The 26,192-nt window shown below is 64.0% G+C and carries 18 protein-coding genes and 4 tRNA genes; 20 read left to right on the forward strand and 2 right to left on the reverse strand.

Going from position 1 to position 26,192, the window contains the following annotated elements:
* The first annotated feature begins 31 nt into the window (after positions 1-31).
* The 16 genes from MasN3_RS02825 to rpoC all read left to right on the forward strand — a co-directional run bounded on the left by MasN3_RS02825 (position 32) and on the right by rpoC (position 18,871).
* The gene (locus tag MasN3_RS02825; protein WP_281912138.1) at positions 32-1,033 is read left to right on the forward strand and encodes a DnaJ domain-containing protein; all 1,002 of its coding nucleotides are present in this window, start codon (positions 32-34) and stop codon (positions 1,031-1,033) included.
* A gap of 143 nt (positions 1,034-1,176) precedes the next feature.
* Positions 1,177-2,856, forward strand: a complete 1,680-nt coding sequence (locus MasN3_RS02830) for a tetratricopeptide repeat protein (protein ID WP_281912139.1) — start codon at positions 1,177-1,179, stop codon at positions 2,854-2,856.
* 16 nt (positions 2,857-2,872) lie between these two features.
* Complete coding sequence (locus tag MasN3_RS02835; RefSeq protein ID WP_281912141.1) at positions 2,873-4,411, forward strand: HDOD domain-containing protein; 1,539 nt, start codon at positions 2,873-2,875, stop codon at positions 4,409-4,411.
* Positions 4,412-4,687: 276 nt separating this feature from the next.
* Positions 4,688-4,772 (forward strand) — tRNA-Tyr (locus tag MasN3_RS02840).
* A gap of 34 nt (positions 4,773-4,806) precedes the next feature.
* Positions 4,807-4,880 (forward strand) — tRNA-Gly (locus MasN3_RS02845).
* Between the two features lie 32 nt (positions 4,881-4,912).
* A tRNA-Thr gene (locus tag MasN3_RS02850) sits at positions 4,913-4,987 on the forward strand.
* Positions 4,988-5,073: 86 nt separating this feature from the next.
* Positions 5,074-6,264 carry an elongation factor Tu gene (tuf, locus tag MasN3_RS02855; protein WP_281912143.1) on the forward strand — a complete coding sequence of 397 codons (1,191 nt, stop codon included), beginning with the start codon at positions 5,074-5,076 and terminating at the stop codon, positions 6,262-6,264.
* Between the two features lie 100 nt (positions 6,265-6,364).
* Positions 6,365-6,440 (forward strand) — tRNA-Trp (locus tag MasN3_RS02860).
* Between the two features lie 37 nt (positions 6,441-6,477).
* Positions 6,478-6,864 carry a preprotein translocase subunit SecE gene (gene secE / locus MasN3_RS02865; protein WP_281912145.1) on the forward strand — a complete coding sequence of 129 codons (387 nt, stop codon included), beginning with the start codon at positions 6,478-6,480 and terminating at the stop codon, positions 6,862-6,864.
* A gap of 3 nt (positions 6,865-6,867) precedes the next feature.
* Positions 6,868-7,482, forward strand: coding sequence for a transcription termination/antitermination protein NusG (gene nusG, locus MasN3_RS02870; protein WP_036209128.1), 615 nt, complete (start codon positions 6,868-6,870; stop codon positions 7,480-7,482).
* Between the two features lie 108 nt (positions 7,483-7,590).
* Positions 7,591-8,022, forward strand: coding sequence for a 50S ribosomal protein L11 (gene rplK / locus MasN3_RS02875; protein WP_281912150.1), 432 nt, complete (start codon positions 7,591-7,593; stop codon positions 8,020-8,022).
* Positions 8,022-8,720, forward strand: coding sequence for a 50S ribosomal protein L1 (gene rplA, locus MasN3_RS02880; RefSeq protein WP_281912152.1), 699 nt, complete (start codon positions 8,022-8,024; stop codon positions 8,718-8,720). The genes rplK and rplA overlap by 1 nt, the downstream gene beginning before the upstream one ends.
* Positions 8,721-9,026: 306 nt before the next feature.
* Positions 9,027-9,551 carry a 50S ribosomal protein L10 gene (rplJ, locus tag MasN3_RS02885; protein WP_281912155.1) on the forward strand — a complete coding sequence of 175 codons (525 nt, stop codon included), beginning with the start codon at positions 9,027-9,029 and terminating at the stop codon, positions 9,549-9,551.
* A 69-nt stretch (positions 9,552-9,620) separates the two neighbouring features.
* Entirely contained in the window at positions 9,621-9,998 is a 378-nt protein-coding gene (rplL, locus tag MasN3_RS02890) for a 50S ribosomal protein L7/L12 (protein ID WP_027868024.1), read from the forward strand.
* Between the two features lie 290 nt (positions 9,999-10,288).
* Positions 10,289-14,398, forward strand: a complete 4,110-nt coding sequence (gene rpoB, locus MasN3_RS02895) for a DNA-directed RNA polymerase subunit beta (protein WP_281912159.1) — start codon at positions 10,289-10,291, stop codon at positions 14,396-14,398.
* A gap of 225 nt (positions 14,399-14,623) precedes the next feature.
* Positions 14,624-18,871: a DNA-directed RNA polymerase subunit beta' gene (gene rpoC / locus MasN3_RS02900; RefSeq protein ID WP_281912161.1), complete on the forward strand. Its 4,248-nt coding sequence runs from the start codon at positions 14,624-14,626 to the stop codon at positions 18,869-18,871.
* Between the two features lie 116 nt (positions 18,872-18,987).
* On the opposite strand, the gene MasN3_RS02905 is transcribed toward rpoC, so the two are convergent.
* Entirely contained in the window at positions 18,988-19,344 is a 357-nt protein-coding gene (locus MasN3_RS02905) for a hypothetical protein (RefSeq protein WP_281912163.1), read from the reverse strand.
* 252 nt (positions 19,345-19,596) lie between these two features.
* Here MasN3_RS02905 and MasN3_RS02910 point away from each other — a divergent pair, with 252 nt between their 5' ends.
* Positions 19,597-22,368 carry an ATP-binding protein gene (locus MasN3_RS02910; RefSeq protein WP_281912164.1) on the forward strand — a complete coding sequence of 924 codons (2,772 nt, stop codon included), beginning with the start codon at positions 19,597-19,599 and terminating at the stop codon, positions 22,366-22,368.
* Positions 22,369-22,462: 94 nt separating this feature from the next.
* Positions 22,463-22,984, forward strand: coding sequence for a superoxide dismutase [Cu-Zn] SodC (sodC, locus tag MasN3_RS02915; RefSeq protein WP_281912165.1), 522 nt, complete (start codon positions 22,463-22,465; stop codon positions 22,982-22,984).
* Positions 22,985-23,090: 106 nt separating this feature from the next.
* Here the strand turns inward: sodC and hpaR are convergent, their stop codons facing one another.
* Entirely contained in the window at positions 23,091-23,570 is a 480-nt protein-coding gene (hpaR, locus tag MasN3_RS02920) for a homoprotocatechuate degradation operon regulator HpaR (protein WP_281912168.1), read from the reverse strand.
* A gap of 117 nt (positions 23,571-23,687) precedes the next feature.
* On the opposite strand from hpaR, the gene MasN3_RS02925 reads away from it, so the two are divergent.
* Together MasN3_RS02925 and MasN3_RS02930 are read left to right on the forward strand one after the other, a co-directional pair.
* The gene (locus tag MasN3_RS02925) at positions 23,688-24,629 is read left to right on the forward strand and encodes a bestrophin family protein (RefSeq protein WP_281912170.1); all 942 of its coding nucleotides are present in this window, start codon (positions 23,688-23,690) and stop codon (positions 24,627-24,629) included.
* A 24-nt stretch (positions 24,630-24,653) separates the two neighbouring features.
* Positions 24,654-26,162: an acetyl-CoA hydrolase/transferase family protein gene (locus MasN3_RS02930; protein WP_281912171.1), complete on the forward strand. Its 1,509-nt coding sequence runs from the start codon at positions 24,654-24,656 to the stop codon at positions 26,160-26,162.
* The last annotated feature ends 30 nt before the right edge of the window (positions 26,163-26,192 follow it).

A 26,192-nucleotide genomic window follows, 5' to 3' on the forward strand; every position in this document is an offset into this window, starting at 1 on the left:
CGCGCCCACGGAACCGCGCACCTGAAAGATTATGGCCAAGATCCATACCCACTATGACAACCTGAAGGTCGCGCGCGGCGCGCCGGCGGAAGTCATTCGTGCGGCATACAAGGCCCTCAGCCAGAAATACCATCCCGACAAGAATCCGGGCGACGAAAAAGCCGCCCGCATCATGGCGATCGTCAATACCGCCTACAACACCCTGTCCGACCCGGTGCGCCGCAAGGAGCACGACGAATGGATCGCGTCGGAAGAGTGGGAAGTCGAATGGCTGGAAAGCACCGGCGCCGAAGAGGGCTCGGGGCAGGGGGGACGCCAGCCGCGGCCCGACGCCTGGGAGCCGCGCGTGCCCGACACGGCGGTGCGCCCGCGTCCGCGCCTGATGCGCGACCCGCGTTGGTGGCTGGGCCTGGCCACCTGCTTCCTGGCCGGCGCGGCCGCCGCCGTCTACCTGATGGAGCCGCCGCAGGGCAAATTGCCGCCGGCGCTGGCCTGGGCCGGCAAGCCCGATGCGAGCGCGGGCGCGGCCGCAAGCATGCCCAGTGACCGTCCCGACGAGCTCGGCACCGACGCCAGCTCCGAAGGCTGGGCGCGCCGTTTCGGAGGCGACGGCAAGGCGCCGCCGCCCGAGATCCGGGCGCTCGCCGTGACCCAGCTGGTGGTGCCGGCGCAGGCGCCCGACTGCGGCACCGACCTGCAGACCCTGACCGCCCCCAGCGGCGACCCCTGGCCGGCCGAGTCCGGCTACCTGCCCGGCTACCCGGTGGGCAACAGCGGCAGCGAGATGCAGTTCATGATCGACAACAGCGCGAATGCCTCGCCGATCTTCGTCAAGCTCTACGACCTCGACCGCCGTTCGAACGTGCGCCACGCCTACGTGCAGGCGCGTGCGACTTTCCTGATCGACAAGCTCAGCGCCGGGAAGTACGAAGTGCGCTACCAGAACATCGTCGTCGGCGACGGCAAGACCGAGTGCCTGAATGGCCGCCGCGTGCCGCTGCGCCAGGCCGCGGCCTTCGCCCCGGGCGGTTGAGGCCTGTCGTTTTTTCGCGCAATAAGCAATCGTTGCGCTGCATCTTTACCCAATTTACCTGATTTGTTCCAGAGCCGTAATATACTGCCCTGATGCAACGCCAATGCAGCGTTGCCGCACGCCCAACGCAGGCTTACGGACACATGAACGAACTGGAAGGCCTCACGGCCCTGATCATCGAGCCCCACGCGGGCATGCGCGCCAACATCCACAGCATGCTCAACATGTGTGGCCTGACACGCATCGAGCACGCCAGTTCGTCCAACCTGGCGGTCAAGCACCTTGGCCTGCGCAGCTTCGACATGATCCTGTGCGAATACGACCTCGAGGGCGGCCAGGATGGCCAGCAACTGCTCGAGGACGTGCGCCACCACAAGCTGATGCCCCTGTCAACCATGTTCTTCATGGTGACCGCCGAGGGCAACCACAGCAAGGTGGTCAGCGCCGCCGAGCTGGCGCCCACCGACTACATCCTGAAACCCTTCACCGCCGACCGCCTGCTCGACCGCATCGCGCGCGCCCTCGACCGCCGCGGCGCCTTCATGCCGGTGTATACCCTGATGGAAGCGGGCGACCAGCGCGAAGCGATCGAGGCCTGCGCCGAAGGCGAGCGCCGGCACCCGCGCTACGCGGTCGACTTCATGCGCCTGCGCGCCGAACTGCACGTGTTCCTGGGCGAGCCGGACCAGGCCGAGCCGATCTACCGCAAGCTCATCGACCTCAAGGCGATCGCTTGGGCCCGGCTGGGCCTGGCCAAGACCCTGTTCCTGCGCAAGCAATTCGACGAAGCCAAGGGCATGCTGCAAGAGCTGGTCGATACCAACCGCAATTTTGTCGACGCCTACGACTGGCTGGCGCGCACCCATGCGGCGGTGGGCGAGCTGGACAAGTCCCAGGCCGTGCTGGTCGACGCGGTGGCGGTGTCGCCGCATGCGGTGCGGCGCCTGCGCACGCTGGGCGAGACCGCCTTCGAGGCCGGCGACACGGCGGCGGCCGAAAAGGCGCTCAAGCAGGTGGTGGCCAAGGCCAGGTATTCCGAATTCCGCGACCCCGAAGACCACGTCAAGCTGGTGCGCACCTTGGTGAAGAAGGGCGACCCGGTGGCGGCGGCCTCGGTCATCCGCGACCTCGACCGCTCGATGGGCGGCCGTCCCGCCACCGCGCTGTGCAGCGCGATCTCCTCGGCCCTGCTGCACGAGTACACCGGCAACGAAGCCCGCCTGAACGACTCCCTGGCGGCCGCCCTGGCGGCCTGCGCCGACGTGCCGGGATTGTCGTCCGACCTGAAGCTGGAGCTGGCGCGCACCTGCCTCGAGAACGGCATGGAAGAAGGCGGCGCCGACCTGGTGCGCGAGGTCATGCGCAATGCCTCGAGCGACGCCGCCATGCTGCGCGCGATGAGCGTGCTGGAAGGGGCGGGCTTCCCCGACCTGGCGCGCACGCTGGCACAGGAAAGCCGCCAGCACGTGGTCGACCTGGTGGCCGACGGCGCGGCGCGCGCCCGCAGCGGCGACTACAAGGGCGCGGTGGGCATGATGCTGGAAGCGGCGGCCAAGCTGCCGAACAACCCGGCGGTGGCCTTCAACGCCGCGCTGGCGACCCTGCGCTGCCTCGAGCACGACGGCTGGGAAGACAAGCTCGGCCAGCAGGCCGTCAGCCTGATCGGCAACGTGCGCAAGCTCGACCCAGGCAACCCGAAGCTGGGCGCGCTGTCGGCCCTGCATCACCAGGTACTGAGGAAATACGAACGCAATGCGCAGGGGCGCCCGGTCAGGCCGGCCGCCCCTGCGCCGGCAGCCGCCCCCGCGGGGAAAGCAGCATAAGGAAAGATGAGCCGCGATGGCAGCCATGTTTGATTCGACGTCGCCGGAAGGCGCGACCCGGCGCGTGCGCGCCGCCCTGATGCACAAGGTGTGCGGCGACGAAGAGATGTTCGCCCTCGGCGCCTCGATCGCCCGCGTGGTGGAGATGGCTTCGAGCGAGGACCAGGGCACCCACGACCTGGCCTATTACGTGGTCTCGGACCCGGCCCTTACCCAGCGCATCCTGCGCCTGTCCAACACCATCCAGTACCGCACCCCGGGCGGCATCCCGGTGACGACGATCTCGCGCGCCATCTCGCTGCTCGGCTTCGACAACGTCAAGACCACGGCCCTGGCCATGCTGCTGGTCGATGCGCTCGACAGCTCGGAGCACGCCGGCAGCGTGCGCATGGAACTGGAAGCGGCCCTGTGCGCCAGCCTGGTGGGGCGCGAGATGGCGCGCCACAGCTTCTACCAGGGCGCCGAGGAAGCGGCGATCTGCGCGCTGTTCAAGAACCTGGCCCCGCTGCTGGTGGCCAGCCACGAACACGAGCGCTACCGCGAGATCGCCGCCCTGGTCGCGGGCGGCAAGCATACCGTGGGGCAGGCCTCGCAAATGATTCTCGGGGCAAGCTACGACGCGCTGTCGCAGGCGGTGCTGGCCGAGTGGAAGATCCCGGACGTGATCGTGCGCGCCCAGGCCGCGCTGCCGCCCGCCGCCCTGCGGGTGGCGGCCAACCGCGGCGAATGGATGCGCCAGGTGGCGGCCTTCGGCCTGGACGTGGCGCGCCTGCTGGCCAGGACCCACGAACCGGCCGGTTCGAACGAGGCGCTGGCGTTGCTGGGGCGCTACGGCGAGGCCCTCGACCTGGACCGCGCCCGCATGGATGAACTGATGAGTACGGTGCAGGACGGCATGCGCGGCCTGCTGGAGAGCATGAACATGCAGCCCACGCCGCGCAGCGAAGCGCAGGCGGGCGGCGGCCTGCCGAACGTGCTGCTGCTGGCCACGCTCGACGCCGGCGAGGACGAGCAGGCCGGCACGCATCCGAGCGGCAAGCCGAAGAATGCACGCGACCTGCTGCTGGCCGGCGTGCAGGACGTGACCCAGATGCGCGCCTCGGGCGGCAAGGTCAACGACGTGGTGCTGGCGGTGCTGGAGACCCTGTACGGCGCGCTGGGCTACCGCTTCGCGGCCGTGTGCCTGAAGGACGCCAGGAGCGGCCAGTACCGGGCGCGCCTGGCGCTGGGCGAGGACAGCGCGCGCATGCAGGCCGGCTTTGCCTTCCAGGTCGCGCCCAGCCGCGACCTGTTCCACCTGGCGATGGAGAACGACGCCGACCTGATGATCTCGGACGCCACCAGCCCCAAGATCCGCGCCCTGCTGCCGGAGTGGCACCGCAGGCTGCTGCCGGATGCGCGCTGCTTCATCGTCTTGCCGCTGGTGGTGGGCAAGGTGCAGCTGGGGCTGTTCTATGCGGACCGCACGCTGGCGGCGCCGGAGGGCGTGCCGCCGGATGAGACGGCCCTGATCAAGGCGCTCAAGGGGCAGGTGCTGGCGGCGCTGGCACCGTAGGGTGCACGGCTCCGCCGTACGCGCGTTCAACTCCGACATGCACTGTGGCGCGGCTGTTCTTGCGCCGGCTGAACGCGCGGTCGGCGCAGCCGACCACCCTACGAAATTCCCTCATTTTTCGATTCCCTGCAATTCCCGCAAAATCACCCTTGTGGTTTTGCATCCCGCCCGTTACAATCACGCCCCGAAGCAACGCTGCTATGCGAAGCCAGACAAAGTCTGATGAAACATAGTTGACACTACGTTGAGCTTGCTTCATACTCTGCGGTTCTTCGCGGTGGGGTGGCCGAGTGGTTAAAGGCAGCAGACTGTAAATCTGCCCTCTCTGAGTACGCTGGTTCGAATCCAGCCCCCACCACCAAAAAGAAGAGTCGAAGGAATTGAATTTGTACCTCGCGGGTGTAGCTCAATGGTAGAGCAGAAGCCTTCCAAGCTTACGACGAGGGTTCGATTCCCTTCACCCGCTCCAGTTAGTGCGGTGTTTCTAACCGCAAAAAATAAGCCCTTGTAGCTCAGTGGTAGAGCACTCCCTTGGTAAGGGAGAGGCCACGTGTTCAATCCACGTCAAGGGCACCAGAATTTTGTACGGCAGTCGCGTTGCACTCGTCCGTCAGGTGTGCCTGGTAATTCTCAAAAAAATCGTTAGATCTTAGGAGTCTGAAATGGCAAAGGAAAAATTCGAACGGACCAAGCCGCACGTCAACGTCGGCACCATCGGTCACGTTGACCACGGCAAAACCACCCTGACGGCTGCAATCGCAACCGTTCTGTCGAAGAAGTTCGGCGGCGAAGCCAAGGCCTACGACCAGATCGACGCGGCTCCGGAAGAGAAGGCACGCGGCATCACCATCAACACCGCGCACGTCGAATACGAAACCGCAAACCGTCACTACGCCCACGTCGACTGCCCGGGCCACGCCGACTACATCAAGAACATGATTACCGGTGCTGCGCAGATGGACGGCGCGATCCTGGTGTGCTCGGCCGCTGACGGCCCGATGCCGCAGACCCGCGAGCACATCCTGCTGGCGCGTCAGGTTGGCGTTCCGTACATCATCGTGTTCCTGAACAAGTGCGACCTGGTCGACGACGCAGAACTGCTGGAACTGGTCGAAATGGAAGTGCGCGAGCTGCTGTCGAAGTACGAGTTCCCGGGCGACGACCTGCCGATCATCAAGGGTTCGGCACGTATGGCCCTGGAAGGCCAGGCTGGTCCGCTGGGTGAAGACGCCATCCTGCAACTGGCTGAAGCACTGGATTCGTACATCCCGACCCCGGAACGTGCCGTTGACGGCGCCTTCCTGATGCCGGTGGAAGACGTGTTCTCGATCTCGGGCCGCGGTACCGTGGTGACCGGTCGTGTCGAGCGCGGCATCATCAAGGTCGGCGAAGAAATCGAAATCGTCGGTATCGTTGACACCGTCAAGACCACCTGCACCGGCGTGGAAATGTTCCGCAAGCTGCTGGACCAGGGTCAAGCTGGCGACAACGTCGGCCTGCTGCTGCGCGGTACCAAGCGTGAAGACGTCCAGCGTGGCCAGGTTCTGGCCAAGCCGGGCTCGATCAAGCCGCACACCGACTTCACCGGCGAAGTGTACGTCCTGTCGAAAGACGAAGGCGGCCGTCACACCCCGTTCTTCAACAACTACCGTCCGCAGTTCTACTTCCGTACGACTGACGTGACCGGTTCGATCGTGCTGCCGGCCGACAAAGAAATGGTCATGCCAGGCGACAACGTGTCGATCACCGTCAAGCTGATCGCTCCGATCGCGATGGAAGAAGGTCTGCGCTTCGCAATCCGCGAAGGCGGCCGTACCGTCGGCGCCGGCGTGGTTGCCAAGATCATCGCCTAATCAGCGATGGTAGAGGGAGGCAGAACAACGCCTCCCTCGACCAGCATTGCGTGGTACGCGCGTACCATGTATAATGCTGGATTCAGCGAGAAGTTTTCGTAGGGGTGTAGCTCAATTGGCAGAGCGTCGGTCTCCAAAACCGAAGGTCGCGGGTTCGATTCCCTCCGCCCCTGCCACCGAATTCTGGTGCGTAAGCACCGAAAGTAAAGAAGAATGTCCAATCAATCCGTGCAAACTGTCAGCACCTCGAATGACAAGTTCAAGGTCGCCCTGGCGGTAGTTGCCACGATTGCAGGCGTTGTCGGGTTCTTTTACCTGAAAGGCCAAAACAAACCAGCCTTGGTCGCCGCCGGCGCCCTCGTGGCTGGTTTAGTTTTTGCTGTCCTGCTTTTGTGGACTTCGACCACCGGCCGTGATTTCCTGAGCTTCGCCAAGGAGTCGGTGCGCGAGACCAAGAAAGTTGTTTGGCCGACCCGTCGGGAAGCTACCCAGATCACCGGCATCGTGTTTGCCTTCGTGGTCGTCACTGCGATCTTCCTGTGGGGCACGGATAAGGTTCTGGAATTCCTGTTGTACGACCTGGTCCTGGGATGGAAATAACTGATGAGCGATAACGTGCAAGACAACGCGCCGGGCCAAGACCCGGCGCAAGACGCTGGTGCGGCTCCCGTGAGTGTCCCGGTCAGCAACAAGCGCTGGTACGTCGTACATGTCTACTCGGGCATGGAAAAGAGCGTCATGCGCGCCCTAACCGAGCGCATCGAGCGCGCGGGCATGCAGGAGCAGTTCGGTCGCATCCTGGTGCCGACGGAAGAAGTCGTCGAGATGCGCAACGGCACCAAGGCTGTTTCCGAGCGTCGTTTCTTCCCGGGCTATGTCCTGGTTGAGATGGAAATGACGGACGAGACCTGGCACCTGGTCAAGAACACCAGCAAGGTCACCGGTTTCATCGGTGGCAAGTCGAACAAGCCGACGCCGATCCCGGCGCGCGAGATCGACAAGATCATGCAGCAGGTCCAGGAAGGCGTCGAAAAGCCGCGTCCAAAAGTCCTGTACGAAGTGGGCGAGCAGGTCCGGATCAAGGAAGGCCCGTTCACCGACTTCAACGGCAACGTCGAGGAAGTCAACTACGAAAAATCGAAGGTGCGTGTGTCTGTCACCATCTTCGGTCGCGCAACTCCGGTGGAGCTGGAGTTCGGGCAGGTAGAAAAGGTTTAAAGCGCTTAAATCGGAGCGTCGCAGCAGCAAGGCGGAATCCGGTAAGAGGAGCCCCGCCGGAGTGGTAGTGGTGGGGCGCTACTACTCAAAACCAATCAAGGAGCCATCATGGCCAAGAAGATTATTGGTTTTATCAAGCTGCAAGTCGCAGCTGGTAAAGCAAACCCGTCCCCACCGATCGGCCCGGCACTGGGCCAGCGCGGCCTGAACATCATGGAATTCTGCAAGGCGTTCAACGCTCAGACCCAGGGTTTCGAGCCGGGCATGCCGATTCCTGTCGTGATCACCGCGTTCGCCGACAAGTCCTTCACCTTCGTGATGAAGACCCCGCCGGCAACCTACCTGATCAAGAAAGCCGCTGGCATCACCAAAGGTTCGCCGAAGCCACATACCGACAAGGTTGGCTCGCTGACCCGTGCCCAGGCTGAAGAAATCGCAAAAACCAAGCAGCCGGACCTGACCGCCGCCGACATGGACGCCGCAGTGCGTATCATCGCTGGCTCGGCACGTTCGATGGGCATCACGGTGGAGGGTGTGTAATGGCTAAGCTGTCCAAGCGCGTCAAAGAAATGAAAGCAAAAGTGGACCGTAACAAGGTCTACGCGTTCGACAACGCTGTGTCGATCGTCAAGGAATTCGCCACCGCCAAGTTCAACGAGTCGATCGACGTCGCCGTGCAACTGGGCGTGGACCCGAAGAAGTCGGACCAGGTGGTTCGCGGTTCGGTCGTCCTGCCAGCAGGCACCGGCAAGACCGTGCGCGTCGCCGTGTTCGCATCGGGCGACAAGGCTGAAGCTGCCAAGGCAGCCGGCGCCGACATCGTCGGCATGGAAGACCTGGCAGAGATGGTCAAGGCGGGCAACATGCCGTTCGACATCGTGATCGCTTCGCCGGACACCATGCGTATCGTCGGTACCCTGGGCCAGATCCTGGGCCCGCGCGGCCTGATGCCGAACCCGAAGGTCGGCACCGTGACCCCGGACGTGGCTGGCGCCGTCAAGAACGCCAAGGCCGGTCAGGTCCAGTACCGTACCGACAAGGCTGGTATCGTGCACGCCACCATCGGCCGCAAGTCCTTCTCGGACGAGCAGCTGAAGACCAACCTGGCAGCGCTGCTGGAAGCCCTGAACAAGGCCAAGCCGGCAACCTCGAAGGGCGTCTACCTGCGCAAGGTCGCGATCTCGTCGACCATGGGTGCAGGCGTGCGCGTCGACCACGCGTCGATCGCCGCTCAGTAATAGCAGAATCAAGTCCTCGCAAAACATCGCGGGGCGCATCTTTGGGCTGTCGGGGCAAATCGCCGCTCCGGCAGGCAATCAAAGACCGTTGGGCCGACGTCGTCAACAAGGGGAAAGACCGCGAAGCGCTCTGTTCCCTCTGATTGTGGCGGAGGTTAATAGACCACCCAACGCAGATGGTGTACCCGAACAAGTTTTGTAGTCCACGCTGCGTGAGTTCATCCGCGTTAGATTGACTTCTTAACTTCGGACGCCGTGTTCGAACCGATGTGAACATGTTGTTCGCATCATTTAAGGAGATTGACCGTGGGTCTTAATCTGAATGACAAAAAGGCCGTCGTCGAAGAGGTAAGCGCTAAAGTTGCAACCGCGCAAACCATCGTCGTGGCTGAGTACCGTGGCATCCAGGTTGCTCACTTGACCAAACTCCGTGCAACCGCACGTGCCCAGGGCGTCTACCTGCGTGTTCTGAAGAACACGCTGGCTCGTCGCTCGGTTGAGGGTACGCAGTTTGCCCCGCTGGCTGATGCCATGACCGGTCCGCTGATCTACTCGATCTCGGACGACGCCGTTGCTGCCGCTAAAGTCATCGCTGACTTCGCGAAAACCAATGACAAGCTGGTCGTGAAAGCCGGTAACTACGCTGGTAAGCCGCTCGACGTGGCTGGCGTTACCGCGTTGGCAAGCATCCCGAGCCGTGAAGTCCTCATCGCCCAGCTGCTGGGCGTCATGCAGGCACCGGTGTCGGGCTTCGCACGAGTTCTGGCTGCAGTTGCAGCACAAAAAGGCGAAGGCGCCGCTGCTCCGGCAGCGGAAGCCGCCGAAGCGTAATCGCTTCGCGTCTTTCTGTTCAAGTAGAACCAAACCTGTACTACACACACACAATATTTGGAGTTTCAAATGGCAATTAGCAAAGAAGAGTTCCTGGACGCAGTTGGCGCAATGTCGGTCATGGAACTGAACGACCTGGTCAAGGCTTTCGAAGAGAAGTTCGGCGTGTCGGCAGCTGCAATGGCAGCACCGGCAGCTGGCGGTGCCGCTGGCGGCGCAGCTGCTGCTGAAGAGCAGACCGAGTTCAACGTTGTCCTGACCGAAGTCGGCGCGAACAAAGTCGGCGTCATCAAGGCAGTCCGCGAAATCACCGGCCTGGGCCTGAAGGAAGCCAAAGACGTCGTCGACGGCGCACCGAAGACCGTGAAAGAAGCCCTGCCGAAAGCTGACGCTGAAGCCGCCAAGAAGAAGCTGGAAGAAGCTGGCGCCAAGGCCGAGCTGAAGTAATACATATGCATTGGGCGCTCATCGAGGGTGCCCAGCGCGGGAGTCAAAGCTTGCGGAACCTGCCGAAAGGGAGGGGATGCGGCTTTGGCTCTTTTGTCGTCCCTGCATCAAACACAAGCGACACCCGTTTTTCGCAGCACCAGCATCACCGGCTTCAGAAATATCGTAACACAGCAGTACGGCTGTCTTAATCACCTGGCGGGAAAGCAGAGGCTTCAGGCCTTGCGTGTGGTGCGACCACCACTGGCAATTCCTGAATTCTCATCCTTTCTGTCACTCACGGAGTGTCCATGCACTACTCATTTACTGAGAAGAAGCGCATTCGCAAGTCGTTCGCGAAGCGCGCCAACGTTCACAACGTTCCTTATCTTCTGGCTACCCAGCTCGAATCCTACGAGAATTTCTTGCAGGCCGACGCCGCTCCGTCCGTCCGCAAGAACGAAGGCCTGCAGTCCGCCTTCAGCTCCATCTTCCCGATCGTGTCGCACAATGGTTTTGCGCGCCTCGAGTTCCTGTCCTATGTGCTGGGCGACCCTGCGTTTGACGTGAAAGAGTGCCAGCAGCGTGGCCTGACCTTCGCTTCGCCGCTGCGCGCCAAGGTGCGTCTGGTGATCCTGGACAAGGAATCGCCGACCAAGCCGGTCGTGAAGGAAATGAAAGAGCAGGAAGTGTACATGGGCGAACTGCCGCTGATGACCACGAACGGTTCGTTCGTCATCAACGGTACCGAGCGCGTCATCGTCTCGCAGCTGCACCGCTCGCCGGGCGTGTTCTTCGAACACGACCGCGGCAAGACCCACTCGTCGGGCAAGCTGCTGTTCTCGGCCCGTATCATTCCTTACCGCGGCTCCTGGCTGGACTTCGAGTTCGATCCGAAGGACATCCTGTTCTTCCGCGTCGACCGTCGCCGCAAGATGCCGGTCACGATCCTGCTGAAGGCCATCGGCATGACGCCGGAGCAGATCCTGGCGAACTTCTTCGTCTTCGACAATTTCACCCTCCGCAATGAAGGCGGCGAGCTGGAGTTCGTGTCCGAACGCCTGCGCGGCGAAGTCGCGCGCTTCGACATCGTCGATCCGAAGTCGGGCAAGACCATCGTCACCAAGGACAAGCGTATCAACGCCAAGCACGTCCGTGACATCGAAGCCGCCGGCATCAAGTCGATCTCGGTGCCGGAAGACTACCTGCTGGGCCGCGTGCTGGCCAAGAACATCGTCGACCAGGACACCGGCGAAGTCATCGCCGTCGCCAACGACGAGCTGACCGAAGAACTGCTGGGCAAGCTGCGCGACGCCGGCGTGACCGACATCCAGACGCTGTACACCAACGACCTGGACCAGGGCGCCTACATCTCGCAGACCCTGCGCACCGACGACACCGCCGACCAGACCGCCGCACGCGTGGCGATCTACCGCATGATGCGTCCTGGCGAACCGCCGACCGAAGAATCGGTGGAAGCGCTGTTCAACGGCCTGTTCTACATGCCGGAACGCTACGACCTGTCGGCTGTCGGCCGCATGAAGTTCAACCGCCGCATCGGCCGTGACGAACTCGTGGGCGACATGACCCTGTCGAACGAAGACATCCTGGCCGTGATCAAGATCCTGGTCGAGCTGCGCAATGGCCGCGGCGAAGTCGACGACATCGATCACCTGGGCAACCGCCGCGTGCGTTGCGTCGGCGAACTGGCTGAGAACCAGTTCCGTGCCGGCCTGGTGCGCGTGGAACGCGCCGTCAAGGAACGCCTCGGCCAGGCCGAAGCGGACAACCTGATGCCGCACGACCTGATCAACAGCAAGCCGATCTCGGCAGCTATCCGTGAGTTCTTCGGTTCGTCGCAGCTGTCGCAGTTCATGGACCAGACCAACCCGCTGTCGGAAGTCACCCACAAGCGCCGCGTCTCGGCCCTGGGCCCGGGCGGCCTGACCCGCGAACGCGCCGGCTTCGAGGTGCGCGACGTGCACCCGACCCACTACGGCCGCGTGTGCCCGATCGAAACGCCTGAAGGCCCGAACATCGGCCTGATCAACTCGCTGGCACTGTACGCCCGCCTGAACGAATACGGCTTCCTGGAAACCCCGTACCGCAAGGTCGACGGTTCGAAGGTCACCGACAAGATCGAATACCTGTCGGCGATCGAAGAAGGCCGCTACATCATTGCGCAGGCGAACGCCGCGATCAATGAAGAAGGCCAACTGGTCGACGAGCTGGTGTCGGCGCGTGAAGCCGGCGAAACCATCCTCGTTTCCCCAGAGCGCATCCAGTACATGGACGTGGCCCCGGGCCAGATCGTGTCGGTGGCGGCTTCCCTGATTCCGTTCCTCGAGCACGATGACGCGAACCGTGCACTGATGGGCGCCAACATGCAGCGCCAGGCCGTGCCTTGCCTGCGTCCGGAAAAGGCCGTCGTCGGTACCGGCATCGAGCGCACCGTGGCGGTCGACTCGGGCACCACCGTGCAGGCCCTGCGCGGCGGCGTGGTGGACTACATCGACGCGGGCCGCGTGGTCATCCGCGTCAACGACGACGAGGCGCAAGCCGGCGAAGTCGGTGTGGACATCTACAACCTGATCAAGTACACCCGTTCGAACCAGAACACCAACATCAACCAGCGTCCGATCGTGCAAGTGGGCGACCGCGTGGTCCGTGGCGACGTCATCGCCGACGGCGCCTCGACCGACCTGGGCGAACTGGCACTGGGCCAGAACATGCTGGTGGCGTTCATGCCGTGGAACGGCCTGAACTTCGAAGACTCGATCCTGATCTCGGAAAACGTGGTCAAGGACGACCGCTACACCTCGATCCACATCGAGGAACTGAGCGTGGTCGCCCGCGACACCAAGCTGGGCGCGGAAGAAATCACCCGCGACATCTCGAACCTGGCCGAGAACCAGCTGGCACGCCTGGACGAATCGGGCATCGTGTACATCGGCGCCGAAGTGCAAGCCGGCGACGTGCTGGTCGGTAAGGTCACCCCGAAGGGTGAGACCCAGCTGACCCCGGAAGAGAAGCTGCTGCGCGCGATCTTCGGCGAAAAGGCCTCGGACGTGAAGGACACCTCGCTGCGCGTGCCGTCGGGCATGGTCGGCACCGTCATCGACGTGCAGGTGTTCACCCGCGAAGGCATCCAGCGCGACAAGCGCGCCCAGCAGATCATCGACGACGAGCTGAAGCGCTACCGCCTGGACCTGAACGACCAGATGCGTATCGTGGAAGGCGACGCCTTCCAGCGTCTGGAGCGCATGCTGATCGGTAAAGTGGTCAACGGCGGTCCGAAGAAGCTGGCCAAGGGTGCCGCGATCACCGCCGAATACCTGGCCGACCTGGACAAGTTCCACTGGTTCGATATCCGTCCGGCCGACGACGAGACCGCCAACGCACTGGAAGCGATCAAGGAGTCGATCAACGAGAAGCGCCACCAGTTCGACCTGGCCTTCGAAGAGAAGCGCAAGAAGCTGACCCAGGGCGACGAACTGCAGCCTGGCGTGCAGAAGATGGTCAAGGTCTACCTGGCCGTCAAGCGCCGCCTGCAGTCGGGCGACAAGATGGCGGGCCGCCACGGTAACAAGGGTGTGGTCTCGCGTATCGTGCCGGTCGAAGACATGCCGTTCATGGCCGATGGCCGTCCGGCAGACGTCGTGCTGAACCCGCTGGGCGTTCCGTCGCGTATGAACGTCGGCCAGATCCTGGAAACCCACCTCGGTTGGGCGGCCAAGGGCCTGGGCTGGCGCATCGGCGAAATGCTGCAGGCGCAAGCGAAGGCAGCGGACCTGCGCGTCTTCCTGGGCAAGATCTATAACGAAACCGGCCGCAAGGAAGACCTGGACAGCTTCAGCGATGAAGAGATCCTGAGCCTGGCGCACAACCTCAAGAACGGCGTGCCGTTCGCGACCCCGGTGTTCGACGGCGCCCACGAGGACGACATCCGCCGCATGCTGGACCTGGCGTTCCCGGACGACATCGCTGCCCACCTGGGCATGACCCCGTCGAAGAACCAGGTCACGATGTTCGACGGCCGCACCGGCGAAGCATTCGAGCGCAAGGTCACCGTCGGCTTCATGCACATGCTGAAGCTGCACCACCTGGTCGACGACAAGATGCACGCCCGTTCGACCGGCCCGTACTCGCTGGTGACGCAGCAGCCGCTGGGCGGTAAGGCCCAGTTCGGTGGCCAGCGCTTCGGTGAGATGGAGGTGTGGGCACTGGAAGCCTACGGCGCGTCCTACGTGCTGCAGGAAATGCTGACTGTGAAGTCGGACGACGTGAATGGCCGTACCAAGGTTTACGAGAACCTGGTCAAGGGCGATCACGTGATCGATGCCGGCATGCCGGAATCGTTCAACGTGCTGGTGAAGGAAATCCGTTCGCTGGGTATCGATATCGATCTCGAGCGCAACTAAGCAGGGCCAGCATGGCCGCCAGCCTTCGGGCCCGGCCTGCTGCCTTTGAAACGTCGCCCCGACGCAGGTTGGGGCCTGAGCCCGGTGCATACCGGCTTACTTGGATCCCCGCCGGCGCGGGGATGACGCTTTCAAGGGTAGTGGGTCTGGCAAGCACCGGCGAAAATCGGTGAGAACCTGGCGGAAGTAGTACCAAGTACAGAATTCAATCACCTGGAGTGATACATGAAAGCACTGCTCGATCTATTCAAGCAAGTTCAGCAAAACGAGAGCTTCGACGCCATCAAGATCGGCCTCGCCTCGCCTGAAAAAATCCGTTCCTGGTCGTTCGGCGAAGTCAAGAAGCCGGAAACCATCAACTACCGCACCTTCAAGCCTGAGCGCGACGGCCTGTTCTGCGCCAAGATCTTTGGTCCGATCAAGGACTACGAATGCCTGTGCGGCAAGTACAAGCGCCTGAAGCACCGCGGCGTCATCTGCGAGAAGTGCGGCGTCGAAGTCACACTGGCCAAGGTGCGCCGCGAGCGCATGGGCCACATCGAGCTGGCCTCGCCGACCGCCCACATCTGGTTCCTGAAGTCGCTGCCGTCGCGTCTGGGCATGGTCCTGGACATGACCCTGCGCGACATCGAACGCGTGCTGTACTTCGAAGCCTACGTCGTGACCGATCCTGGCATGACCCCGCTGAAGAAGTGCCAGATCATGTCGGAAGACGACTACGCCGCCAAGTACGAAGAGTACGGCGACGACTTCACCGCATTCATGGGCGCCGAAGGCATCCGTGAACTGCTGCGCTCGATCGACATCCACCGCGATGCCGAAGCCCTGCGCGTCGAGCTGAAAGAGTCGAAATCCGAAGCCAAGATCAAGAAATACGCCAAGCGCCTGAAGGTGCTCGAGGCGTTCCAGCGCTCGGGCATCAAGCCTGAGTGGATGATCATGGAAGTGCTCCCGGTCCTGCCGCCGGAGCTGCGTCCGCTCGTCCCGCTGGATGGCGGCCGTTTCGCGACCTCCGACCTGAACGACCTGTATCGCCGCGTCATCAACCGTAACAACCGCCTGAAGCGCCTGATGGAACTGCGCGCGCCGGAAATCATTACGCGTAACGAGAAGCGCATGCTGCAGGAAGCAGTGGACTCGCTGCTGGACAACGGCCGTCGCGGCAAGGCGATGACCGGCGCCAACAAGCGTCCGCTGAAGTCGCTGGCCGAAATGATCAAGGGTAAGGGCGGCCGCTTCCGTCAGAACCTGCTGGGCAAGCGCGTCGACTATTCGGGCCGTTCGGTCATCGTGGTCGGTCCGCAGCTGAAACTGCACCAGTGCGGCCTGCCGAAGCTGATGGCCCTGGAACTGTTCAAGCCCTTCATCTTCAACAAGCTCGAACTGATGGGTCTCGCGACCACCATCAAGGCAGCCAAGAAGCTGGTCGAAATCCAGGAACCGGTGGTCTGGGACATCCTGGAAGAGGTCATCAAAGAGCACCCGGTCATGCTGAACCGTGCGCCGACCCTGCACCGTCTCGGTATCCAGGCGTTCGAGCCGGTCCTGATCGAAGGCAAGGCCATCCAGCTGCACCCGCTGGTCTGCGCGGCGTTCAACGCCGACTTCGACGGTGACCAGATGGCAGTCCACGTGCCGCTGTCGATCGAAGCGCAGATGGAAGCCCGCACCCTGATGCTGGCTTCGAACAACATCCTGTTCCCGTCGAACGGCGAACCGTCGATCGTCCCGTCGCAGGATATCGTGCTGGGTCTGTACTACGCGACCCGCGAGGCGATCAACGCCAAGGGCGAAGGCATGATGTTCCCGGACGTGTCGGAAGTCATCCGCGCGTACGACAACAAGGAAGTCGAGCTGGCCACCCGCATCACGGTGCGTATCACGGAGTACCCGAAGAACGCCGAGGGCGAATTCGACAAGACCGTGACCCGCTACGAGACCACCGTCGGCCGCGCCATCCTGTCCGAGATCCTGCCGAAAGGCCTGCCGTTCTCGGTGCTGAACCGCGCGCTGAAGAAGAAGGAAATCTCGAAGCTGATCAACACGTCGTTCCGCAAGTGCGGCCTGCGTGCGACCGTTGTCTTCGCGGACAAGCTGATGCAGTCGGGCTTCCGCCTGGCGACCCGCGCCGGCATCTCGATCGCCGTCGACGACATGCTGATCCCGGACGTCAAGAAGGGCATGATCGCGACCGCCGAAGCGGAAGTGAAGCAGATCGAGCAGCAGTACGCCTCGGGTCTGGTCACCGCCGGCGAGCGTTACAACAAGGTCGTCGACATCTGGGGCAAGACCTCGGACGAAGTCGGCAAGGCGATGATGGACCAGCTGAAAGTGGAGCCGGTCACCAAGCGCGATGGCACCGAAGGCACCCAGGAATCGTTCAACGCGATTTACATGATGGCCGACTCGGGCGCCCGTGGTTCGGCAGCCCAGATCCGCCAGCTGGCCGGTATGCGAGGCCTGATGGCCAAGCCGGACGGTTCGATTATCGAAACCCCGATTACCGCGAACTTCCGCGAAGGCTTGAACGTTCTGCAGTACTTCATCTCGACCCACGGCGCTCGTAAAGGTCTGGCGGATACGGCACTGAAGACCGCGAACTCGGGTTACCTGACCCGCCGCCTGGTCGACGTGACCCAGGATCTGGTGGTGATCGAGGACGATTGCGGCACCACCAACGGCACGCACATGAAGGCGATGGTCGAAGGCGGTGAAGTCATCGAGCCGCTGCGCGACCGTATCCTCGGCCGCGTCGCCGGTACCGACATTGTGAATCCGGAAACCCAGGAAACCCTGTTCGAAGCCGGCACGCTGCTGGACGAAGACATGGTCGAAGAGATCGAACGCGTCGGCATCGACGAAGTGAAGGTCCGCACCCCGCTGAACTGCGACACCCGCTACGGCCTGTGCGCCAAGTGCTACGGCCGTGACCTCGGCCGCGGCCTGCTGGTCAACGCCGGCGAAGCAGTCGGTGTGGTGGCGGCACAGTCGATCGGTGAGCCGGGTACCCAGCTGACCATGCGTACCTTCCACATCGGTGGTGCGGCATCGCGTGCGGCAGTGGCCTCGTCGGTCGAAGCCAAGTCGAACGGCACGGTCCGCTTCACCGCGACCATGCGTTACGTCACCAACGGCAAGGGCGCGCAGATCGTCATCTCGCGTTCGGGCGAAGTCCTGATCACCGACGACCACGGCCGTGAGCGCGAGCGTCACAAGGTGCCGTACGGCGCGACCCTGATCGTCAAGGACGGCCAGGTCGTCAAGGCCGGCACCCCGCTGTCGACCTGGGATCCGCTGACCCGTCCGATCATTACCGAGTACGCAGGCACCATCAAGTTCGAAAACGTGGAAGAGGGCGTCACCGTCGCTCGCCAGGTCGACGAAGTGACCGGCCTGTCGACCCTGGTGGCGATCGATCCGAAGCGCCGCGGTTCGGGCAAGGTCCTGCGTCCGCAGGTCAAGCTGCTGAACGAAGAAGGCCAGGAAGTGAAGATCGCCGGCACCGAACACGCCGTGACGATCGGCTTCCAGGTCGGCGCGCTGATCATGGTCAAGGACGGTCAGCAAGTCTCGGTGGGTGAAGTGCTGGCACGTATCCCGACCGAATCGCAGAAGACCCGTGACATTACCGGTGGTCTGCCGCGCGTTGCCGAACTGTTCGAAGCACGTTCGCCGAAAGACGCGGGCATGCTGGCCGAAGTCACCGGTACCGTCGCGTTCGGTAAAGAGACCAAGGGCAAGCAGCGCCTGGAAATCACCGACATGGACGGCAACAAGCACGAGTTCCTGATCACCAAGGACAAGCAAGTGCTGGTGCACGACGGCCAGGTGGTGAACAAGGGCGAGATGATCGTCGACGGTCCGGCCGATCCGCAGGACATCCTGCGCCTGCTGGGTATCGAAGCGCTGGCCCGCTACATCGTGGACGAAGTGCAGGACGTGTACCGTCTGCAGGGCGTGAAGATCAACGACAAGCACATCGAGGTGATCGTTCGCCAGATGCTGCGCCGCGTCGTGATCGTCGACGCCGGCGACACCGACTACATCGTCGGCGAGCAGGTGGAGCGTTCGGAGCTGCTGGAAGAGAACGATCGCATGGAAGCCGCAGGCAAGCTGCCGGCAACCTACGAAAACGTGCTGCTGGGTATTACCAAGGCATCGCTGTCGACCGACTCGTTCATCTCGGCCGCATCGTTCCAGGAAACCACCCGCGTCCTCACCGAAGCGGCGATCATGGGCAAGCGCGACGGCCTGCGCGGCCTGAAGGAAAACGTCATCGTCGGCCGCCTGATCCCTGGCGGTACCGGCCTGGCATTCCACCGTGCCCGCAAGGAGAAGGAAGTGTGGGAGGCGGAAGAGCGCCAGGCACTGCTGCAGCAAGAGAAGGCCAACATGGCCGCCGAGCTGCAGGCGATGGAAGACCAGCAGAATGCTGCGGCTTCGGTTGAGCAGCATCAGGGCGATGGCGAGTGATCGCTGTAGCTAGCTGAAATGAAGACGGCACCCCTAGGGGTGCCGTTTTTTTGCCGATGTTCTTTTACGAACATACCCGGCTCGACCGATCGCCCGGCTCACCTGCATACTCCAGTTCACTGTTTCGGCACGACCTTGGTAGCGATGGACGAGGTGGTCGGAGCACACGCACGCGTGCATCTCAGATAGCTCGCATCGCAGGCATCGAGCCTTTCCCGTTTGCGCTTGTGGAAATCGGACTGCTCCGCCGCCCGCGCCGGCACCGACTCCACCTGCCCATGGTTTGCTACACGCGCAAACCCGTTCTTTTCCTCGACCGGCGGCAGCTTGTCGAACCCGGTCAGCCGGCTTGCACGGCTCGTGCATTGCTGCTTCTCGGATGCGCACACCGAGGTGCACAAGGAAGGCTCGTCCGCTTGCGCCAGCGGCGCCATCAGGCCAAGCAGAGCGACGAGCAGGAGAGAACGATTCATGAGGATTCCTTTCGCTGAAGAGACAGCCCTGACTGACCGAGAAAACCATTCTAAATCGACTCACCACCTCAAGCGGGCAAACCCAGCCCGTACAGCGCCAACTTACCCACCCAGGGTAGGGCGCAAACGCACAGACACAATGACGACACGATGTTATCCATTTAACTCATCCGTACGCCCATCCCCTGTAATGACTGCTATGATCCACAGCTGAGTTAGCGATCCATTCACATTCATTGCCCAGCGAGCACCATGCCTTGGCCCTTTGACGCGGCTTCCGATGCTGCAAGCGCATCGACGACCATGTCGGAAATGGAGCGCCGCATGCGCGCCCATCCCTGGGAGACCACCCCGGTCGGCCCCGTCAGCAGTTGGCCCCAAAGCCTGAAACACGCCGTGCGCACCGTGCTCGACCTGCACATGCCGGCCTACCTCGCCTGGGGCGATGGCTACGTCCAGTTCTTCAACGACGCCTACATGCCCATCCTCGGCGCCAAGTTCGAGGGCGCGCTGGGCAACGACACCCGCGTCACCTGGCCCGAGGCCTGGCCGACCATCGCGCCGCTGTGGGAGCAGGTGCGCCAGGGCGCCACCTTCGGCCACGACGAATTCATGATGACCCTGCACCGCAACGGCTATCCGGAGCGGTGCTACTTCAGCCATTCCTACAGCCCGGTCTACGGCAACGACGGCAGCATCGGCGGCGTGCTGGCCACCCTGGTGGAGACCACCAGGGCCGTGCTGGGCGAGCGCCGCCAGACCTACCAGCTCAAGCTGGCCGACACCCTGCGCCGCGAGACCGAGTTCGCTCCGATGCTGAAGGCGACCATCCGTCTCACCAGCGAATACTTCACCGGCTCCAACGTCGCCTACGTCGAACTCGACGAGGGCAAGCGCACTTTCACCGTCAAGGAAGAGTGGAAGGACGGCGTCGAGACTGGCGGCGCCCAGGGCACGCTGCCGATCGACATGCTGTCGCCGAGCCAGATCGAGGCGCTGCGCGGCGGCGCCACCATCTGCATCAATGACGTCTCGACCGATCCGGAATGCGCGGCCGTCGCCAAGCCCTGCCTGATGCTCGGCATCCGTTCGGTGGTGGTGATCCCGCTGAAGGACGGCGACCGCCTGCATGGCGCCGGCTTCCTCTACAAGGACTATCCCTACCGCTGGACCATTGATGAGCGCACCCTGGCCGAAGACCTGGCGCGCCGCACCTGGGAAGCCTTGCGCCGCATCCGCGCCGAGGAAGCGCTGCGCGAAGAGACCCGCATGCTCGAGCTGCTCAACCGCGCTGGCAAGGTGCTGGCCTCCACGCTCGACATCGACACCCTGCTGCAGTCCGTCACCGACGCCGCCACCGCGCTGACCGGCGCCGAATTCGGCGCCTTCTTCTACAACGGCAAGGACGCCAACGGCGACGCCTACTTGCTATATACGCTCTGCGGCGCACCCCGCGAGGCCTTTGAAGGATTCGGCCACCCGCGCCCGACCCCGGTCTTCGCGCCCACCTTCAACGGCGGCGCGCCGGTGCGCAGCGACGACATCACCAAGGATCCGCGCTATGGGCGCATGGGGCCGCACCATGGCATGCCGAAAGGCCACCTGCCGGTGCGCAGCTACCTGGCCGCTTCGGTCAACTCGCGTTCGGGCGAGGTGCTGGGCGGCCTGTTCTTCGGCCACTCGCAGCCGAAGATGTTCGACGAGCGCACCGAGCAGCTCATCGCCGGCTTCGTGGCCCAGGCCGCGGTGGCGATCGACAACGCGCGCCTGTACGAGCTGGCGCAGCGCGCGGCCCGCGAGCGCGACGGCATCCTGGCCAGCGAGCGCGCCGCCAGGGCCGAGGCCGAGCGCCACAGCAAGATGAAGGACGAGTTCCTGGCCATGCTGGCGCACGAGCTGCGCAATCCGCTGGCGCCGATCACCAATGCGGCCCAGCTGCTGCGCATGCCCAGCGTCGACGAGAACCTGCGCCTGAAGGCCAGCAGCATCATCTCGCGCCAGGTGCGCCACATGACGGAGCTGGTGGACGACCTGCTGGATGTGTCGCGGGTCACGCGCGGCCTGGTCAAGCTCGAGACCGAGACGCTCGAACTGACCGGCGTGCTGCGCGCCGCGGTCGAGCAGGCGCGCCCGCATATCGAGGAGCGCAAGCACGCGCTGGCGGTGGAAGCGCCCATGCATCCGGTGGTGGTGGCGGGCGACCGCACGCGCCTGGTGCAGGTGCTGGTGAACCTGCTGAACAACGCGGCCAAGTACACGCCGCAGGGCGGCAAGATTACGCTGCGCCTGGAAGCCGGTCCGGAACAGGCGCGCATGACCGTCATCGACAACGGCGCCGGCATGGACGCCAAGCTGCTGCCGCACGTGTTCGACCTGTTCACCCAGGCCGAGCGCACGCCTGACCGCTCGCAGGGCGGCCTCGGGATCGGCCTGGCGCTGGTCAAGACCATCGTCCAGATGCACGGCGGCCAGGTGGAAGCGCACAGCGACGGGCCCAACCTGGGTTCCGCGGTGTCGGTGCTGCTGCCCTTGACCCGGGAGATCGAGTCCACCGTGGCGCCGGTGTCGCTGCGCCTGGCGCCGGCTTCGCAGCCGGTCGCGCCGTGCACGCTCACCATCGTCGACGACAATGTCGACGCGGCCCAGTCGCTGGCGGAGCTGCTGCGCGAGCAGGGGCATACCGTGCACGTGTTCGACGGCGCCATGCGCACGCTGGCGTCCACGGACATCCTCGACACCCACGCCTTCATCCTCGACATCGGCCTGCCGGACATGACCGGCTACGAGCTGGCGCGCCGCCTGCGCCGCGACCATCCGACGGCCAGCTTCATCGCGCTCACCGGCTACGGCCAGGCGCGCGACCGCGATCTGTCGAAGCAGGCCGGTTTCGAGCACCACCTGGTCAAGCCGGTGGAATTCCGGGCGCTGTCGGACACCCTGGCCCGGCTGCCGCAGTGCCGGCCCTCGCCGCAGACGGCGCAACAGGGTGTGACGCAGGAACCGGATATCGCAGGCGTCAGCTGAGGCGGCCCGCCCTCCGGGACATCCCCCATCGGGTGAGATGGAATACACTTGCGTGGCATTTTATTATCTCAACCGGATCTTGAAGGAGGTTTGCATGAACATTCGATGGATGTGCGCCGCCGTGCTGGGCGCTAGCTGCGCCCTTGCCAACGCCGCCGACATGAAGGTGACCATGAAGATGGCCACCGACAAGGGAGAGGGCGCCGATGTCGGCACCGTCACCGTCAGCGAGACCAAGTACGGCCTCGTGTTCACCCCGGCGCTGACCAAGCTGCCAGCCGGCCTGCACGGCTTCCACGTGCATGAAAACGGCAGCTGCGGCCCGAACCAGAAGGACGGCAAGACGGTGCCCGCGGGCGCCGCCGGCGGCCACCTCGATCCGGCCAAGACCGGCAAGCACGGCCTGCCCTGGGGCGAGGGCCATCTTGGCGACCTGCCGGCCCTGACGGTGGACGACAAGGGCAACGCCACCAACCCGGTGCTGGCGCCGCGCCTGAAGCTGGCGGACGTCAAGGGCAAGGCCCTGATGATCCATGCGGGCGGCGACAACCACGCCGACCATCCGGCGCCGCTGGGCGGCGGGGGCGGACGGATCGCCTGCGGCGTGATCCAGTAAGCTTCCCGGCAAGCTCAGGGCGTGAAATTAAATTTCATTCTTCATAAGAAAATGAAATAATATTTCACGCCTGCAACGCTCCGGCATCCTGCCGCCGGGGCGGAATTCACTCGTCCGCCGGAGCGTGGTGCTTCGGCAGTTCCACCTGCGGCACCGGGGTCGCCTGCGCCGCGATGAAGCCGGCCAGGGCGCTCGACAGGCCGTCCAGCACGTCTTTTCCCCACGTCTTTTCCATCAAGCGGTACTGACGTTCGATCAGCGGCGCGATCTCGTCGAACAGCGCGTCGCCCTTCGGCGCCAGGCTCACCATCACCCGGCGCGCATCGGCCGCCACGCGCTGGCGCTGCACCAGGCCGACTTCTTCCATGCGCGCCAGCACCCCGGCCATGCTCGGGCTCAGGATCTGGCACAGCTCGCACAATTCGCGCGGCTCGAGCTGTTCATGCTCGTCCAGGGCGCGCAGGATGCGCCACTGCTGCTCGGTCACGCCGAAGTGGTTCAGCACCGGGCGAAAGTGTGACATCAGCGCGTCGCGCGCCTTCAAGAACTGCTGCGGCAGGTCGCGGTTTGTTATGCGGCGGGACACGATTTACTCCAATTGGCGGTTCGATGAGCTTGACTGGCTAACATATTAGTGATTAACTTGCGAACATATTAGCGAATGCCGGCGCCTGCCGGTATCTTCTTTCAAGCGGCAAAGTTCGTGATTATCCGAGACAGGCCCTCCGGCCTCAAGCTGTTCCTGCTGCTGCGCGGCTCTGTCCTGCACCGCATCCTGCCCGTCCTCGCCGTGAACGTGGCGATCGCCATCGCGGTCACCTGGACGCACGGGGTGCTCGGCGGCCTGAAGATCACCGTCACCCCGATTCCCTTCACCCTGATCGGCCTGCCGCTCGCGATCTTCCTCGGCTTTCGCAACAATTCGGCCTACGACCGCTTCTGGGAAGGGCGCAAGCTGTGGGGCGAACTGGTGTTGCGTAGCCGCAACCTGGCGCGCCAGTGCACGGGACTGATCCAGGGCGAGGGCCCGGCCCTGGCCCGCAACGGCCTGCAGGACGTGCGGGTGCGCATGGTCCTGCGCGCCGTCGCCTTCTGCGGCTCCCTGCGCGACCTGCTGCGCCAGCACCCGCCCGACCCGCAGCTGGCGCGCTTCCTCGCGCCGCGCGAATTCGACCGGATGCAGGGCGCGCCCAACCAACCGGACTACCTGATGCGGCAGATGGGCCAGGACCTCGGCCAGTGCGTGCAGACGGGCCGCATCGACGCCTGCCTGGCCGCCGGCATCGACGCCACGCTGTCGGCGATGACGGCCGCCGCCGCCTCGTGCGAGCGCATCAAGAACACGCCGATTCCCTTCTCGTACTCGGTGCTGCTGCACCGCACCGCGTACATGTACTGCTTCCTGCTGCCCTTCGGCCTGGTCGACACCCTCGAGTTCATGACACCGGTGGTGGTGGCGATCGTGGCCTACACCTTCTTCGGCCTCGACGCCCTCGGCGACGAGCTCGAGGAACCTTTCGGCATGGAGCCGAACGACCTGCCGCTGGACGCGATCTGCCGCGCGATCGAGATCGACCTGCGCAGCGCGCTGGAGGACGAGGACATTCCGCCGCCCCTGCAGGCGGTCGACTTCCGTTTGATGTAATTCCGTAGCCCCTTCGAGGACCACATGCACCACGACGAACACGTTCTACACGACCGCATCCGCCTGCCGCAGCTGCGCGAACGCATCACCAGCGCCGCCCAGGCGGCCGCCTGGATCCGCGACGGCATGACCGTCGGCATGAGCGGCTTTACCCGCGCCGGCGACGCCAAGGCGGTGCCGCTGGCGCTGGCCGAGCGCGCCCGCCAGGAAGCCCTGAAGATCACCCTGATCACCGGCGCCTCGCTCGGCGGCGACACCGACAGGCAGCTGACCGAATCGGGCGCCCTGGCGCGCCGCATGCCCTTCCAGACCGACCCGGCGCTGCGCGCGGCGATCAACAGCGGCGAGGTGATGTTCGTGGACCAGCACCTGTCCGAGACCGTGGAACTGCTGCGCACCCGCCAGATCGCGCCGGTCGACGTGGCCGTGATCGAAGCGGTGGCCATCACCGAGACCGGCGGCATCGTCCCCACCACCTCGGTCGGCAACAGCGCCAGCTTCGCAATCCTGGCCGACAAGGTCATCGTCGAGATCAACCTGAGCCAGTCGCCGGCGCTGGAGGGCCTGCACGACATCTTCATCCCGAAGCACCGCCCGCGCCGCGAGCCGATGCCGCTCATGAACGTGAGCGACCGCATCGGCACCACCGCCATCGAGATCCCGCCGGAGAAGATTGTTGCCATCGTCTTCACCGAGAAGCACGACAGCGCCTCGACCATCCTGCCGCCGGACGCTGAGACCGCCGCCATCGCCGGACACCTGATCGACTTCTTCGGCGCGGAGATCGCCCAGGGCCGCCTGACCGAGAGCCTGATGCCGATCCAGGCCGGCATCGGCACCATCGCCAACGCGGTGGTGTCGGGCCTGAACGACGGACCGTTCAAGCACCTGACCATGTATTCGGAAGTGCTGCAGGATTCGACCTTCGAGCTGTTCGACTCTGGCAAGCTGGATTTTGCCTCCGGTTCCTCGATCACGGTGTCCGAAGCCAAGGGCCGCGAAGTGTTCGGCAACCTCGAGCGCTACAAGGACCGCCTGGTGCTGCGCCCGCAAGAGGTGAGCAACCATCCCGAAGTCGTGCGCCGCCTCGGCATCATCGCCATCAACACGGCGCTCGAGTTCGACATCTACGGCAACGTCAACTCGACCCACGTGTCGGGCACCCACATGATGAACGGCATCGGCGGCTCGGGCGACTTCGCGCGCAACGCCTATCTGTCGGTGTTCGCCACCAAGTCGGTGGCCAAGGGCGGCAAGATCTCGAGCATCGTGCCGATGGTCTCGCACGTGGACCACAACGAGCACGATGTCGACATCGTCGTCACCGAAGTCGGCCTGGCCGACCTGCGCGGACTGGCGCCGCGCGAACGGGCGCAGCGCATCATCGACAACTGCGTGGCCGAGCCGTACAAGGGGATGCTGCGGGAGTATGTGGAAGAGGCGAACCGGGGCGGGGGACAGACGCCGCACGTGCTGGAGAAGGCGTTCTCGTGGCATGTGCGCTACCGCGAGACGGGGTCGATGCTGCCCTGAACGGCGGCATGTGAATTGCTGCGAACCGTA

The organism is Massilia varians, assembly GCF_027923905.1.
In the GTDB taxonomy this organism is placed as follows: domain Bacteria; phylum Pseudomonadota; class Gammaproteobacteria; order Burkholderiales; family Burkholderiaceae_D; genus Telluria; species Telluria varians_B.